Annotated in this window: 12 protein-coding genes; 1 reads left to right on the forward strand and 11 read right to left on the reverse strand. The window is 74.0% G+C overall.

Annotated elements, in window-relative coordinates; genetic code table 11:
- Nucleotides 1–232: 232 nt before the first annotated feature.
- The 8 genes from A8713_RS13505 to pdxH all read right to left on the reverse strand — a co-directional run bounded on the left by A8713_RS13505 (nucleotide 233) and on the right by pdxH (nucleotide 9,603).
- Nucleotides 233–997: a class I SAM-dependent methyltransferase gene (locus tag A8713_RS13505; protein WP_237305362.1), complete on the reverse strand. Its 765-nt coding sequence runs from the start codon at nucleotides 995–997 to the stop codon at nucleotides 233–235.
- A gap of 265 nt (nucleotides 998–1,262) precedes the next feature.
- Nucleotides 1,263–2,234 carry an alpha/beta fold hydrolase gene (locus A8713_RS13510; protein WP_064533730.1) on the reverse strand — a complete coding sequence of 324 codons (972 nt, stop codon included), beginning with the start codon at nucleotides 2,232–2,234 and terminating at the stop codon, nucleotides 1,263–1,265.
- A gap of 644 nt (nucleotides 2,235–2,878) precedes the next feature.
- Complete coding sequence (locus A8713_RS13515; RefSeq protein WP_064533731.1) at nucleotides 2,879–3,571, reverse strand: metal-dependent transcriptional regulator; 693 nt, start codon at nucleotides 3,569–3,571, stop codon at nucleotides 2,879–2,881.
- A gap of 403 nt (nucleotides 3,572–3,974) precedes the next feature.
- Complete coding sequence (gene iscB / locus A8713_RS13520) at nucleotides 3,975–5,333, reverse strand: RNA-guided endonuclease IscB (protein WP_257784428.1); 1,359 nt, start codon at nucleotides 5,331–5,333, stop codon at nucleotides 3,975–3,977.
- A 528-nt stretch (nucleotides 5,334–5,861) separates the two neighbouring features.
- A complete protein-coding gene (locus tag A8713_RS13525; RefSeq protein ID WP_064537495.1) occupies nucleotides 5,862–7,337 on the reverse strand; it encodes a PAS domain-containing protein in 1,476 nt (491 codons plus the stop codon).
- A 148-nt stretch (nucleotides 7,338–7,485) separates the two neighbouring features.
- Nucleotides 7,486–7,938, reverse strand: coding sequence for a GNAT family N-acetyltransferase (locus A8713_RS13530; protein WP_237305546.1), 453 nt, complete (start codon nucleotides 7,936–7,938; stop codon nucleotides 7,486–7,488).
- A gap of 128 nt (nucleotides 7,939–8,066) precedes the next feature.
- A complete protein-coding gene (locus A8713_RS13535; protein WP_064533733.1) occupies nucleotides 8,067–8,822 on the reverse strand; it encodes an SIS domain-containing protein in 756 nt (251 codons plus the stop codon).
- Between the two features lie 151 nt (nucleotides 8,823–8,973).
- Entirely contained in the window at nucleotides 8,974–9,603 is a 630-nt protein-coding gene (pdxH, locus tag A8713_RS13540; RefSeq protein WP_382843993.1) for a pyridoxamine 5'-phosphate oxidase, read from the reverse strand.
- A gap of 337 nt (nucleotides 9,604–9,940) precedes the next feature.
- Here pdxH and A8713_RS13545 point away from each other — a divergent pair, with 337 nt between their 5' ends.
- Nucleotides 9,941–11,041: a citrate synthase 2 gene (locus A8713_RS13545; protein ID WP_064533735.1), complete on the forward strand. Its 1,101-nt coding sequence runs from the start codon at nucleotides 9,941–9,943 to the stop codon at nucleotides 11,039–11,041.
- Nucleotides 11,042–11,144: 103 nt separating this feature from the next.
- On the opposite strand, the gene A8713_RS13550 is transcribed toward A8713_RS13545, so the two are convergent.
- From A8713_RS13550 to A8713_RS13560, 3 genes are read right to left on the reverse strand one after another with little or no spacing between them, the layout of a single operon-like run.
- The gene (locus tag A8713_RS13550; RefSeq protein ID WP_064533736.1) at nucleotides 11,145–11,756 is read right to left on the reverse strand and encodes a TetR/AcrR family transcriptional regulator; all 612 of its coding nucleotides are present in this window, start codon (nucleotides 11,754–11,756) and stop codon (nucleotides 11,145–11,147) included.
- The gene (locus A8713_RS13555; RefSeq protein ID WP_064533737.1) at nucleotides 11,744–12,493 is read right to left on the reverse strand and encodes an enoyl-CoA hydratase family protein; all 750 of its coding nucleotides are present in this window, start codon (nucleotides 12,491–12,493) and stop codon (nucleotides 11,744–11,746) included. The genes A8713_RS13550 and A8713_RS13555 overlap by 13 nt, the downstream gene beginning before the upstream one ends.
- Nucleotides 12,490–14,055, reverse strand: a complete 1,566-nt coding sequence (locus tag A8713_RS13560) for a 4-coumarate--CoA ligase family protein (RefSeq protein WP_064533738.1) — start codon at nucleotides 14,053–14,055, stop codon at nucleotides 12,490–12,492. The genes A8713_RS13555 and A8713_RS13560 overlap by 4 nt, the downstream gene beginning before the upstream one ends.
- Nucleotides 14,056–14,069: the final 14 nt, after the last annotated feature.

The following is a 14,069-nucleotide window of genomic DNA, read 5'->3' on the forward strand; positions in this document are numbered from 1 at the left end:
CGGCCCGCGCAAACACGCTCCAGGGCGCAGCCGCGCCGGTACGGCAACCACCGGGCGGACACCGCGACCGGGAACGGCACCCGCGCGACACCCGGGCGGAGACCGCACCGGAGGCCGGACACCGGACACAGCACCACACGACCCGCGCCCCCTCCGGGTACCGGCGCCCGGCGGGCCGAGGCGCCGTCGCATCCCCGGAGCCGGGCCGGGCCGGGCCTCCGGAGTGCGCGACTCAGGCGGCGCGGCGGGCCGTCGCGATGTGGACGCGGAAGCCGCACGGGACGCGGCCGTCCGCCGACGCCAGGGACTTCGCCCCGGTGAGGAAGTCCGCCCGGAGGGCGGCGACGGCGGCCGGTGCGAGCGGGCCGACGTCGTAGATGCCGGAGACGGCCGCCCAGACCCGCTCCGCCGGGCCGCTCAGGTCGATCTCCACGGTCTCCCAGCGCGGGGGCTCGAACCCGGCCGGGGCCAGGAGCGCGGCGAGCCCGGCGCGGCTGCGGGTCCGGCGGTCGCCCAGCGCCGGTATGCGCTGCGTCTCGGGCGCCTGCCGCCCGGCGGCGCCCAGCAGCGAGCCGAACAGTTCGTACGCCTCACCGCCCACGGCCCCGCCGCCCACCGCGCAGGCCAGCACACCGCCCGGCACGAGCACCCGGGCGGTCTCCGCGACGACCTTGTCGGCGTCGCCCATGAGCATCAGCGCGAGATGGCTGACGCAGGCGTCGAAAGCACCGTCGGAGAAGGGCAGCCGCTGTGCCCGCGCCTGGGCGAGCGCGGTCCCCGCGAGGGCCGGGCGGCGGCGGGCCAGGGCCAGCGAGTGGGGCGAGAGGTCGACGCCCGCCAGCCGTCGGTCCGGCGCGGCGGCCAGCAGCTCCAGCAGCACTCCGTCGCCGCAGCCGAGGTCGAGGACCCGGCGGCGGCCGGCCACCTGATCGGCGAGGATCGCGTAACTGGACCGCCCGTCCGGGGCCCGGCCACCGCCGAGGGCGTCGCCGGTCACGGCGGGGTGCTCGGCGTGGAAGGACCGCAGGAACTCCTCCTAAGGACCTGTCCGGCCGATCACGGCGAAGGCGCGGGGTGTGGCACGCACATCCGCCGCGTTGTCGTCGGTTGCCGACGCTCCGCGTCGACGCCCTCCTCCGCCTTGCGCCTGCACGCACCACACCCCGCTCACCCGCGCCCACAAGGCACTGTTGCCTCCCTCCACCATGACCGGCCGGACAGGTCCTGGGCGGCGGTGGAGGGGGCCGGGACGGTGGGCGTGTTCACGGGGTGAGGACCCTTTCCAGGAACGGCGAGACGGCCGCCCGCCATGCCTCGGGCTGGTCGAAGTGGACGAGGTGGCCGGCGTCGGCGACCTCCGCGTACTCGCCGAGCGGCAGGACGCGGACCATCTCCTGCGCCTCCGCGCGGCCCAGTTCGCCGTCGAGGCCGCGGACGACGAGGGCCGGGCACCGCACCTGGGCCAGTTCCTCCCAGTGCGCGTCGTACACCCAGGTCTCGCGGGAGACGAGCATCTGCTCGGGTTCGAACACGGGGCGCCAGCCGTCCGCGTCCTCGTGCATGATCTCGGCGTAGAACGCGCCGCGGGCCGGATCCGGCCGCTCCACCCAGGGATCGTCCGCGCCGAACCACTTGCGGACATCGGCGAGGGTGGCGAACGGCGTCGGCCAGGTCTTGAACCAGTCCTCCCACTCGCGCTGGGAGGCCGCGCCGAGCGCGGAGGCGCGCATGTCGCAGATGACCAGTGCGCGCACCAGGTCGGGGCGCTTGGCGGCGAGCTGCCAGGCGGTCAGCGCCCCCATGGCGTGTCCGACGAGGACGGCCGGGCCGAGACCGAGCTGCTCCACGGCCGCCTCGGCGTCCTCGACGTAGGCCTCGCGGGTGTACGCGGGCCGCGGGGGCTTCTCGCTCTGGCCGTGGCCCCGCTGGTCCAGGGCGACGGTGCGGTGCCGCTCGGCGAGCCAGCGGGCGGTCGGTGCCCAGTGGGAGGCCCGGCCCATGAGCCCGTGCAGTAACAGCACTCCGGCGCCCCCGGCACCGGCCGCCCGCGCGTGACCGGCCGCCGGGGCCTGCGGATCAGGGGGCTCGGGCGGCTCGCTGAGCTGCCGCGGCAGCCCGCCGCGGTGGGCACCGGCCCGCGCCGGTACGTACGGCCGCTCCTTCGGGGGTTCGGCGAACTCCCAGGCGGCCAGCCGTACGCCGCCCGCCCCGGTCACGTCGATACGCCGCGCCATGTGGTCCTGGCACCCCCTAGCTCTGCCCTGGCTCCGCCACGACCGCCCGCTCGCCGCCGTCCGGCAGGTCGTCCGGCAGTTCTGCCCGGTCTGTCCGTGCGCTGTCGGTGCGGGTGCGGGAGCCGTGATTCCACTTAACAGATTATCGAATACTCATTCGAAAAAGCCGCTTGCGTCACGAACACCCCTCGTTCGAGTGACCCGCCGCAAGGAATGATCGCCGCCGCCGAGGGGAGATCTTCAACGGGAGGCGGACCACTCGGGGAAAAGCGGTCCGAGGGGACGACCCTGGGAGCTCGGGGCTCCGGGTCGCACAGGGGAGGACAGGCCCCGGCGCCGCTCAGCGCCGGGGCCCTCTCCACGTCCGCGTGGTGTGCACGGTGCGCCACATCCTCCCCCACCCCCCAGCGTCATATGCCTCACGCAACAGCGTCGCACGCCGGGCTCCCGAGCGCTCCGCTTCGACGCACGAAAACCGGACGGAGACGGCCACCGGAGAGGCCCCCCGGAAGACCGGAAACGCATCGGACGACCGGACACGACGGCCGGCACGACGACCCCGGCGGACCGGACGGACGGACCGGACGGGCGGACCGGACCGTCACCCGGCCGTCCGGGCCGTCCGGACCGGCGGACCGGCCGGATCAGCGCTTGGCGACGAAGACGTGCGAGGCGACCTCCGACTCCAGCTCCGCCGCCTCACCCCCGCTGCCCACCAGCACACCGCCCGCCGACTCGGTCACGCTCACCACCGAGCCGGGCTGCACACCCGCGCGCCGCAACGTGTACATCAGCTGCGCGTCCGTCTGGATCGGCTCCCCGATCCGGCGCACCACGACCGTCTTCCCCTCGGCGCCCGGATCCAGCTCGCTCAGCGCGACCAGACCCGCGTCCAGGAACGGGTCCGCGCCGTCCTTCTCGCCCAGCTCCTCAAGACCCGGGATCGGATTGCCGTACGGCGACTCGGTCGGATGCCGCAGCAGCTCCAGCACCCGGCGCTCCACCGCCTCGCTCATCACATGCTCCCAGCGGCACGCCTCGGCGTGCACCTGCTCCCACTCCAGGCCGATCACGTCGACCAGCAGACACTCCGCCAGCCGGTGCTTGCGCATCACGCGCGTGGCCAGCCTGCGGCCCTCGTCCGTCAGCTCCAGATGACGGTCCGCGGCCACCGAGACGAGGCCGTCCCGCTCCATCCGCGCGACCGTCTGGCTCACGGTCGGCCCACTCTGGTCCAGGCGCTCCGCGATCCGGGCGCGCATGGGGACGACGCCTTCCTCCTCCAGCTCGAGGATGGTGCGGAGATACATCTCCGTGGTGTCGATCAGTCCGGACATACGTGCCCCTCGATTACCTCTGCCGGAAGCCCTGCGACTTCACGGCGCGTGCGCTGACCCTGAACTCAATTCTGACGCATACCACTGACAATCGGAGCGCTCCGCGCGAACAGCGGTCTCCGGCGGAAGCGGAGTGCGACAATCCGCGCACACGCAGACGACCCGCGAGCTGGGTCCTCCGCCTGACGGCGGAGAGCCGGCCGGACGTACCGGCAGCTCGCGGGTCGGGTGACTGCTTGGGATCGGGCCGGCTGCGCGCACAACTCACACGCCGGTCCGGCACCGCACTGAACGTGGTGACGGGCCGCTAGCCCGCAGCCACCTCACGCGTCCGGTTTCCATACATTCTCCGGATCACCTCCTTCCTGCTTGACCCCCACACTAGGAACCGCCCGGCCGGCGTTCAACCGGTTTTTTCGGGGGCCGACGGCACCGGTTCCGACCGGGCGCCCCAGCCGTAGCCGTCGCCCCTCTGGAGGAGACGCAGGTTGCCGCACGAGACGTCGAACCGTCCGGCCGGGGTGACCAGGCTGTGCTGCCCCCTGGCCCGCACGGAGATCCGGCCGGTCCACGTCCCCGCCCGCTTCCCGGACGGCACGGTGGCCCGCACGAGGTCACCGGTCACGTATCCGAAGTGCCGCTTCGTACGGGAGCGGCGCAGACGCGGGAAGCCGTGGCGGTCCGGAGTCGTACGGGCGTAGGAGCCGCGTCCCAGGGCCTCGACCACGAGCACCCGCTCCGGGACACGGACGATCGCCCCACCGCACCCCTGGTCCAGCGGTCCGACGCACAGCGCGTCGATCGTGTGGGTCTTGCCGAGTCCCATCGCGTCGCGGTTGCCACGAGTGAGCCCGCCCGGCCAGGTGTGGACGGGCGGGCCGAGACCGGTCAGGGCCTCGACGAGGCGCCGGCGGGTCGCGTTCATGGCCGCGGCGTCGTGCAGCGGCGCCCTGGTCTGTTCGAGGACGGCCGCGAGGCGGTCAGGGCGGTGAGCGAGGAAGAGCTCGACCGGCATGCTCCCCTTGGCCGTGTTGCAGGGGACACAGGCGAGCACGAGGTTGGAGACCCGATGGGAGCCTCCTCGGCTCCTCGGTCTGACATGGTCGATGTTCAGGGGCCCCGAGGTGGTGTCGCAGTAGGCGCAGGCACCGTTCCACCTGGCGTGCAGCAGGGCGCGTGCCCCGGTCCCCGCGAGCGCTCCGTGCCGGTGCTCCGCCGCTGCGAGCCGCCTGCCCGCGCTCATGGAGTGGGTGTCGAAGGCGACGTGTTCCACATGGATCTCCTGGACGGGCGCCCAGCGGCACATGCGGGCGGCCAGGGAGAAGGTGGTGTCGACGCGGTGGCGCGAGGAGGGCGGGAGCCACCCCGGCGGACGGGCCCGGTTGTCCCGCCGGGGCGCCCGGTAGCGGCAGTTCGCCGAGCGCCGTCGGCGCCGGTGGGCGGCACGCTGCCGCATGGACCGGCGGATCCGGTCGCCCCGGTGCCGGAGTTCGGCGGAGATCAGTCCGCGCCGGACGGTGCCAGCGGTGTCTTCTCCCGCCGTCGCCCTTGCCCTCTTCTCATCGGTGAGGACGAGGCCGGTGCCCTTGGATCCGGGATCGATACGCAGTTCGACCCCGTCGACCTGGGACTCGGCGAGCGCGCGATCCCTGAGCCGGATGACGAAGGGGGCCTGCCGGACGACCACGGCCCGCCCCCGGCGCAGCAGCTCCCGGGCGCGGGCCGGATGGCAGGGCATGAGCGGCTGCCCGTCCCGCGACAGGACGAAGACCCTGCTCGCGCCCGAACCGCCCGCGTAGGCCGGCCTGCTGCGGGGAACGTCACCGTTCCCGTTCTCTGCCTCGTCCGCCGCCGTGGCGGCCTTCTCGGCGTGACGCCGGCGGGCAGCGGTGCCTTGCCCGCCGGTCTCCCCTCGCCCATGTTCCCTGCCGGTGCCCCGCCCCGCGGCGGGGTGTCCGTGAGCCGTTTCGTCCCTGCTCCCGGGGGTGTCTGCGCTCGCGGATTCCAGAGCGGGCTGCTGAGGAAGCACAGCCCGGTGGGTCTGCTCGCCCGCAGGAAACGTAGTCATCGGCGGCACCTCCCTGATCTGCCGATCGTGATGACGGGGGCTGGTCACTCGACGGCCTCGCGGCCGGGGAGCGAGTGACCTCCCTTCTCGTGTGTCTCACGACCGTAGGAGCGGATGTCCGCCCCGAACGGGAAAAGGTCCAGACTTCGCCCATGCGTGCGAATTCGCAGAATTTTCCGCGCCCGTAGCCGATCACCCTGCTAAGCGGCCGGGGCGCGGGCGTCACAAGCCGTCGGGACGCTCCAGCAGACCCGCCAGGTCCAGGGCGGTCGCGATGCGGGCGGCGATGTCCTCGGCGTGGGCCGAGTCGGCGCGTTCGAAGGGGGCTCGGCCCGTGGTGCGCAGGAAGGTGACGACGCCGAGGGTGCGGCCGCGGCTGCGGAGGACCGCGCACAGGGCGTGGACGGTGTCGGCGGGCCACTGCCGGGCCTGGGCCCAGAGGCGGGCCTGGTCGGCCGGTGCGGTGCCGACGGTGGCGCGTACCGAGCCGGTGCGCTGGATGCACTGGAGGGCGGGGTGGCCCTCGGTGTAGCGGACGGGGAGTCCGGCCTGGCCGGTGAGCAGGCTGGGGCCGGGTCCTGCGGTGGGGGTGGCGGCGGCGCGGACCAGTTCGGCCGGTGGCGCGTCGGTGTCGTCCGGTGCCGGGGTGCCGGTGCCGGACGCGGGGTGGCGTACGCGGTCGACGAGGGCGTGGTCGGCGAAGCCCGCGAGGGCGAAGTCGAGGTGGACGGTGGCGGCCTCCAGCGGGTTGTCGCACTCGGCGGCGGCGCGGGCGGCGCGGTGCAGCTGGTTGGTGCGGAAGCGCAGCAGGGAGGCTTCCTGTTCGGTGCGCCGGGATTCGGTGACGTCGACGAAGAGCCAGGCGACGCCGAGCGGGACGGGTTCCTCGGCGAGGGGTGAGGCGAGCCGGACGAAGCCGCTGCGCCAGCAGCGGCGCCGTTCGCCCTCGGGGCCGCGTACGCCCACCCAGATCTCGGCGGGTGCGGGGGGTGCCCCCTCCGCCAGGACGTGGGTGAGGGCGCTCTCCAGTTCCTCGACGCCCTGGGAGAGGAGTTCGCCCAGGGGGCGGCCGAGGGGGGTGGTGCGGCCGGTGCCGAGGGCCTGGGCGGCGTGCGCGTTGACGACGGCGGGGCGCAGGTCGGCGTCGATGAGGACGACGCCCCAGGAGGCGTCCTCGAAGAGGGCCTCGCTCAGGGCGATGGAGCGTTCCAGGTCGATCTGGGCGTGCACCTCGCTGAAGGCGCAGTACAGGCCGGCGGGCCTGCCGTCGGGGCCGCGCACGGCGGCGGACTGGGTGCGTACGAGGACGCGTCCGCCGTCCTTGGTGAGCAGGGCGAACTCGTGGACCTGCCGTCCGGTGGCGTGCATGGCGGACATCAGCCGCCGTTCGACCTCCTCGGCGTCGGCGCTGCGTACGGCCCAGCCGGCGAAGCCGTGCCGGCCGACGGCCTCGGCGCTGCTCCAGCCGAGGATGCGTTCGGCCTCGCGGTTCCAGTGGGTGACCACGCCGTCCGCGTCGAAGGCGCACAGGGCGGCGTCCATGCCGTCGAGGAGGGCGGCGAGCAGGTCGGAGCCGTCGGGTCCGCCGGGGACACCGGGCCTGTCGGGGCCGTCGTCGGTCCCGGAGCCGTCCCGTCGGGGATCGGGCTCGTCCGGTCCCAGTTCGTCGGTGGCTCCTCTACGCCGGGAAGCACTCACCTGGACCCCCATCAGGCTGCGTCCGCTGGTACGGCGCGTCGGTTCGCTCTCTCACCATCATTCAACTTGAACGTGATGCAGCACACACCGGGTTCCCCGAGATTGGTCTCCCGAGCCGGTGCGCGGCGGGGAGCGCGGGGCTCTTGTGTCAGGGGGTGTCAGCCGCCGTCAGGCGCAGCGTCAGCCATACGTCGTGCTCGCCGTGCTCGTCGTGCTCGCCGTGCTCGCCGTGCTCGTCGGGGAGTACGTACCGCTCGGTCTCGGTGAAGCCGCGGGCGGCGGCGAAGCGTACGCCGTCCTCGTTGGCGGCCAGGACGACGGTCTCCACGGCGCGCGCGCCGAGCACGCGCGCGTGGGCGAGGCCCCGGGTGTACAGGGCGGTGCCGATGCCCGTGCGGCGGTGGCCGGGGAGCACGCGCGCGATGACGGTGGCGACGGCGTCCTCGCCGGCGGGCGGGCGGACGGTGGAGCAGCCCACGAGGGTGTCGCCGAGGTAGGCGTTCTCCAGCCGGTTGCGTCCGGCGCGCTCGCGGACCTCGTCGAGGGTGAGGGCGGCGGGGGGCACGATCGCGTTGTGGACGTGCCGCCACTCGCGGAGCATGGCCTCGCCGGACACGGGTTCGATACGAAGATCAGACACGGGGCCAGCGAACCGTACCTCCGCGGGGCGGTCAACCGGATTGCGCGGGGGCGCGGGCGGCCGGTGCCCCGGTGTCGCGGTGGCGGCCGTCAGCGCCGGTAGAAGATGCGGTCGGCGTACTGGTCGAAGACGCGGCTGTTCCATTCGAGGCCGCCGTCGACGTTGCCGGAGCGCAGCAGCGGGGGCTCGATGCCGCGCTCGGCCAGGACTCCGGCGGCGGTCGCGAGGACGGCCTGGAGGAGGGCGGCGGTGACGACGGTGGAGGCGGGGGCGAAGGGCGCCGGGACGGTGTCGAGGGTGAGTTCGGCGTCGCCGATGGCGATCTTGGAGTCGAGGACCAGGTCGCAGTGGTCCTTGAGGTAGGTCCCCGAGGAGTGGCGGGAGCTGGTCTCGCTCGCGTAGGCGACGGAGGTCACGCCGATCACGTGGATGCCGAGGGAGCGCGCGTGCAGGGCCATGTCGACGGGCAGGGCGTTGCGGCCGGACAGCGAGACGATGACCAGGGTGTCGCCCGCGCGCAGCGGGGAGCTGTCCAGGACGGCGGCGGCGAGGCCGTCGACGCGTTCGAGGGCGGAGCCGAGGGTGGCGGGCATGACGTCGACGCCGACGGTGCCGGGGACGGTGAGCAGGTTCATCAGGGCGAGGCCGCCGGCGCGGTAGACGACGTCCTGGGCGGCGAGGGAGGAGTGTCCGGCGCCGAAGGCGAACAGCCGGCCGCCCGCGGCGACGGTGTCGGCGAGCAGGGTGCCGGCGGCCGTGACGGAGTCGGCCTCCTCGTCCCGGACCCGCTGGAGCAGGCCGATGGCGGCGTCGAAGAACTGGCCGGCCAACGTGCGGTCGCTCATGCGGGGTCCGTCCCTTCGGCAGGTCTGCGTGTCGCGGATCACGGTGAGGTCTGAACCACAGCCGTGTCAATACGGCGTGTCCGCGCGGTGAACCGCCGCGGGGAGCCCCCGGTGGATCAGGACAGGCTCAGGGCCTCAGGGCCTCAGGGCCTCAGGGGCTCAGCCGCTCCACCCGCCAGCCGCCGTCCGCCTCGGCGACGTAGCGCAGGCGGTCGTGGAGGCGGTTCTCGCGGCCCTGCCAGAACTCGACGGAGCGGGGCGCGACGCGGAAGCCGCCCCAGTGGGGCGGGACGGGGACCTCTTCGCCCTCGGGGTAGCGGGCGGCGAGTTCGGCGTAGGAGGCGTCCAGGACGCCGCGGGTGGTGATGACCGTGGACTGGGCGCTGGCCCAGGCGCCGAGCCGGGAGCCGTGCGGGCGGCTGCGGAAGTAGGCGGCGGTCTCCTCGCGTCCGGTGCGGCGGGCGACGCCCTGGACGATGACCTGGCGGGCCATGGGGTGCCAGGGGAACAGCAGGGAGATGTGCGGGTTCTCGGCGAGGTCGCGTCCCTTGCGGGAGTCGTAGTTGGTGTAGAAGACGAAGCCCTGTTCGTCGAAGCCCTTGAGCAGGACCGTGCGGGAGCTGGGGCGGCCCGCGGCGTCGGCCGTGGAGACGATCATGGCGTTGGGTTCGAACAGGTGTCCCTCGGCGGCCGCCTGCCGGAACCAGCGGGCGAACTGCGCCACGGGTGTGTCGGCCAGCTCGGCCTCGGACAGGCCCTCGGCGCGGTAGTGCTTGCGCATGGAGGCGAGGTCGAGCGGCGCTGATTCTCCGGCTTCTCGGTCGGTCACGCGGTCATCCTGCCGTATGGCGGCCCGTGGTCCGCAGCGTGTCCTTCGTCACTGCGTGGCACTGAGTGCCGCGCTCTCTCCCCAAAGGTGGCACTCAGGGATATCGTGCTGTTGCCGCCCCGGTGGGGTGACCGCCGACCGCGCGGGGCATGACAGGGATGACCGCCCCGGACCGCGAGTCTGCGCCACGCGACCGCGGATCCGTACGGCGCGCGCCACTTCCGACCTCCGACAGCTGGGCGTCGTCTCCGTCGCCCCATCTGTCGCACAGACCACGAGGAGCCGCCTGATGTCCGATTTCGTGCCCGGACTCGAGGGAGTCGTCGCGTTCGAGACGGAGATCGCCGAACCCGACAAGGAGGGCGGCGCCCTGCGGTACCGGGGCGTCGACATCGAGGACCTCGTCGGCAAGGTCTCCTTCGGCAATGTGTGGGGGCTGCTCGTCGACGGCGCCTTCAACCCCGGGCTGCCGCCCGCCGAGCCGTTCCCGATCCCGGTGCACTCGGGTGACATCCGGGTGGACGTGCAGTCGGCGCTGGCGATGCTGGCGCCGGTGTGGGGCCTGAAGCCGCTGCTGGACATCGACGCCGGGCAGGCCCGCGACGACCTGGCGCGGGCGGCCGTGATGGCGCTGTCCTACGTCGCCCAGTCGGCGCGCGGGCAGGGTCTTCCGATGGTGCCGCAGAGCGAGATCGACAAGGCGGGCTCCATCACCGAGCGGTTCATGATCCGCTGGCGCGGCGAGCCCGACCCGCGGCATGTGGCGGCCGTGGACGCCTACTGGTCCTCCGCCGCCGAGCACGGCATGAACGCCTCCACGTTCACCGCCCGGGTCATCGCCTCCACCGGCGCCGACGTGGCCGCCGCCCTGTCGGGCGCGGTGGGCGCGATGTCCGGTCCGCTGCACGGCGGGGCGCCCTCCCGGGTGCTCGGCATGATCGAGGAGATCGAACGGACCGGGGACGCGGCCGGGTACGTGCGGCGCACCCTGGACCGCGGCGAGCGGCTGATGGGCTTCGGCCACCGGGTGTACCGGGCCGAGGACCCGCGCGCGCGGGTGCTGCGCCGCACCGCCCGCGAGCTGGGCGCGCCGCGCTACGAGGTGGCCGAGGCGCTGGAGAAGGCGGCCCTGGAGGAGCTGCACAGCCGCCGTCCGGACCGGGTGCTGGCCACGAACGTGGAGTTCTGGGCGGCGATCATGCTGGACTTCGCCGAGGTCCCGGCGCACATGTTCACGTCGATGTTCACCTGTGCCCGTACGGCGGGCTGGTCGGCGCACATCCTGGAGCAGAAGCGGACCGGCCGCCTGGTGCGTCCCTCCGCGCGGTACATCGGTCCCGGTCCCCGCGGTCCGCAGGAGATCGAGGGCTACGAGGCCATCGCGCACTGAGCGCACCCGCGCCGCCCGGCCGGGCGTCCGGAAGTCCGGGCGTCCGGGCCTCCGGGCCTCCGGGCCTCCGGGCCTCCGGGCCTCCGGGCCTCCGGGCGTCCGGTCAGCCCAGCGCCTCGTCGAGCATGGCCGCCCACTGGGCGACGACGCGGTCGCGGCGGGCCGCGTCGTCGGTGAGGAGGTTGGCCAGGCCCAGGCCGCGCGCCATGTCGAGGAAGCCCTGCACGCTCTCGCGGGCGCCGGGGCGGCTCTCGTCGGCGCCGAGGAGTTCCACGGCGATGCGGTGGGTCTCGCGGCCGACGCGGGCCTCCAGTTCGGTGACGCGGGCGCCGAGCTGGTCCTCGTTGGAGGCGGCCACCCACAGGTGCAGGGCGGCGCGGAAGAGCGGTCCGGTGAACAGGTCGACCAGGGCGCCCGCGACGGTCCGCCGGTCGCCGCGCGGGCCCTGGGCGCCCTGCGGGAACAGGGCGCGCAGGGCGGTGGAGCGCTCCTCGGCGACGTACTCGACGGCGGCGGTGAACAGGTCCTCGCGGGTGGGGAAGTGGTGCTGTGCGGCGCCCCGGGAGACCCCGGCGCGCTCGGCGACGACGGACACCGTGGATCCGGCCCAGCCGTGTTCGGCGAGGCAGGCGACCGCCGCCTGGAGGAGCCGCTGCCGGGTGGCCCGGCTGCGGTCCTGCTTGGGGCGGCGGTCGGCGGGGGTCACAGCACCCATGCGGCATCCCGTCGTTCGAGGAAGGCCGTCATCCCCTCCCTGGCCTGGGCGGAGGCGAACAGCCGGGCCGAGAGCGCGGTCAGGCCGTCCGCCTCCCGGTCGAAGGTCTCCAGCACCTTAGCCGTGAGCAGCCGTTTCGTCGCGGCCAGGGCCTCGGGGGCCGAGCGGCGCAGCCCGTCGAGCATGGGGTCGAGTACGGCGTCGACGTCGTCGCCCGCGGCGGTGAGCAGGCCGACGCGCGCCGCCTCGGCCGCGTCGAAGCGCTCCCCGGTGAGGTAGTAGCGGGCCAGGGCGCGCGGGTCGGCGCGCGGCAGCAGCGGCAGCGAGATCACGGCGGGCGCGACGCCGATGCGCACCTCGGTGAACGCGAAGGTCGAGGTGTGCGCGCCGGCGGCGATGTCGCAGGCCGTGAGCAGGCCGAGGCCGCCGGCGCGGACGTGTCCGGTGACCCGGGCGAGGACCGGGCGGGGCAGTTCCACGATCCGGCGCAGCAGTCCGGTCAGGGCGTCGGGGGCGGGCGGGTCGCGCAGGTCGGCGCCCGCGCTGAAGGTGTTGCCGGTGTGGGTGAGGACGACGGCGCGGACGCCGGGGTCGGCGGCGCAGTCGGCGAGGGCCGCGTCGAGTTCGGCGACGAGCGCGGCGGACAGGGCGTTGCGGGTGGCGGGTGCGTCGAGGGTGAGGGTCTGCACGCCGCGGGTGCGGGTGCGGGTGACGAGCGCGGTGGTGTCGGTGGTCATGTGCGGTCCCTGAGCTGTCGTCGCAGGATCTTGCCGGAGGCGGCGCGCGGCACGGTGTCGGTGAAGGTGACGCGGCGCACGCGCTTGTAGGGGGCGACGCGCTCGGCGACGTACCGCATGACCGCTTCCTCGGAGAGTCCGGCGGCGGGGCCGCGCACCACGTGGGCGTGCGGGATCTCGTTGCCGTCGTCGTCACGGGTGCCGACCACGGCGGCGTCGGCGATGTCCGGGTGGGTGAGGAGCAGGGCCTCCAGTTCGGCGGGTGCCACCTGGTAGCCCTTGTACTTGATGAGTTCCTTGACCCGGTCGACGACGAAGAGCCAGCCGTCGGCGTCGACCCGGCCGACGTCGCCGGTGTGCAGCCAGCCGTCGGCGTCGATCAGGGCGGCGGTCTCCTCGGGCCGCCCCAGGTAGCCCTTCATGACCTGGGGACCGCGCACCAGGATCTCGCCGGCCTCGCCGGGGCCGAGGTCGCGTGCCGGGTCGTCGAGGGCGACGATGCGCATCTCGGTGCCGGCGATGAGCTTGCCGACGGTGCCGGGGGGCGCCTCGTGCAGGGCGGTGGGCGGGACGACATGGGTGCCCGGGGACAGTTCGGTCATGCCGTACGCCTGGCCGACCGGGGGCAGGCCCAGGCGCCGTGAGCAGGCGGCGGCGAGCTGGGCGTCCAGGGGTGCGGCCGCGCTGAGGACGTACTTCAGCGACGACAGGTCGTATCCGTCGACGGCCGGGTGCTTGGCGAGGGCGAGGATGATCGGCGGGGCGGCGTACAGGATGCCGATGCGGTGGTTCTGGACGGCGGCGAGGAAGGTGTCCAGCTCGAAGCGGGGCAGGACGACGACGGTGGCGCCCTTGCGCAGCGGGGCGTTCATCAGGGCGGTGAGCCCGTAGATATGAAAAAAGGGCAGGACGGCGAGGATGCGGTCGCCGGGGCCGATGGTGACCGCCGGTTCGAGCTGGGCGAGGTTGGTGCCGATCTGCCGGTGGGTGAGCATCACGCCCTTGGGGGTGCCGGTGGTGCCCGAGGAGTACGGCAGGACGGCGACGTCCTCCACCGGGTCGATCACGACGTCCGGTTCGGGCGCGGTGGAGGCCAGCATGGCGGTCAGCGAGCGGTGCCCCTCCGCGCTGTCGCAGACCAGGATCTCCCGTACGCCGCCCGCGAGGCGGGCGGCCTCGCGGGCGGTGCCGAGCAGCGGTGAGACGGTGACGATCCAGCGGGCCGCGGAGTCCCGCAGCTGCTTGGCGAACTCCTCGGGCGTGGCGAGCGGGTGCACGGTGGTGACCGAGGCACCCGCGCGCGTGGCGGCGTAGAAGGCGAGCGGGAAGGCGATCGTGTTGGGGCTGTGCAGGGCGAGGACGTCGCCCTTGTGTACGCCGGTCTCCGCGAGCGCCGCGGCGAGGCGGCGGTGGAACCGGTCGACCTGTGCGTAGGTGAGGGTGGTGCCGTCCGTGCCGTCGATCAGTGCGGGCGTGTCGCCGAAGTCGGCGGCGTTGCCCAGGACGGCGTCGTGGATGGGCAGTTCCACGGCCGGAACGTCTGCGTACTCGCTGCGGAACACGGTTCCTCCTCGCC

It is taken from the genome of Streptomyces sp. SAT1 (assembly GCF_001654495.1).
GTDB classification, from domain to species: Bacteria; Actinomycetota; Actinomycetes; order Streptomycetales; family Streptomycetaceae; genus Streptomyces; species Streptomyces andamanensis.

Coding starts and splice junctions, on each gene's coding strand:
- A8713_RS13535 (WP_064533733.1), bottom strand. CDS start 8,822: ATGAGCGACCGCACGTTGGCCGGCCAGTTCTTCGACGCCGCCATCGGC.
- A8713_RS13555 (WP_064533737.1), bottom strand. CDS start 12,493: ATGACCACCGACACCACCGCGCTCGTCACCCGCACCCGCACCCGCGGC.
- A8713_RS13515 (WP_064533731.1), bottom strand. CDS start 3,571: ATGTCCGGACTGATCGACACCACGGAGATGTATCTCCGCACCATCCTC.
- A8713_RS13550 (WP_064533736.1), bottom strand. CDS start 11,756: ATGGGTGCTGTGACCCCCGCCGACCGCCGCCCCAAGCAGGACCGCAGC.
- pdxH (WP_382843993.1), bottom strand. CDS start 9,603: ATGCGCAAGCACTACCGCGCCGAGGGCCTGTCCGAGGCCGAGCTGGCC.
- A8713_RS13530 (WP_237305546.1), bottom strand. CDS start 7,938: ATGCTCCGCGAGTGGCGGCACGTCCACAACGCGATCGTGCCCCCCGCC.
- A8713_RS13510 (WP_064533730.1), bottom strand. CDS start 2,234: ATGGCGCGGCGTATCGACGTGACCGGGGCGGGCGGCGTACGGCTGGCC.
- A8713_RS13545 (WP_064533735.1), top strand. CDS start 9,941: ATGTCCGATTTCGTGCCCGGACTCGAGGGAGTCGTCGCGTTCGAGACG.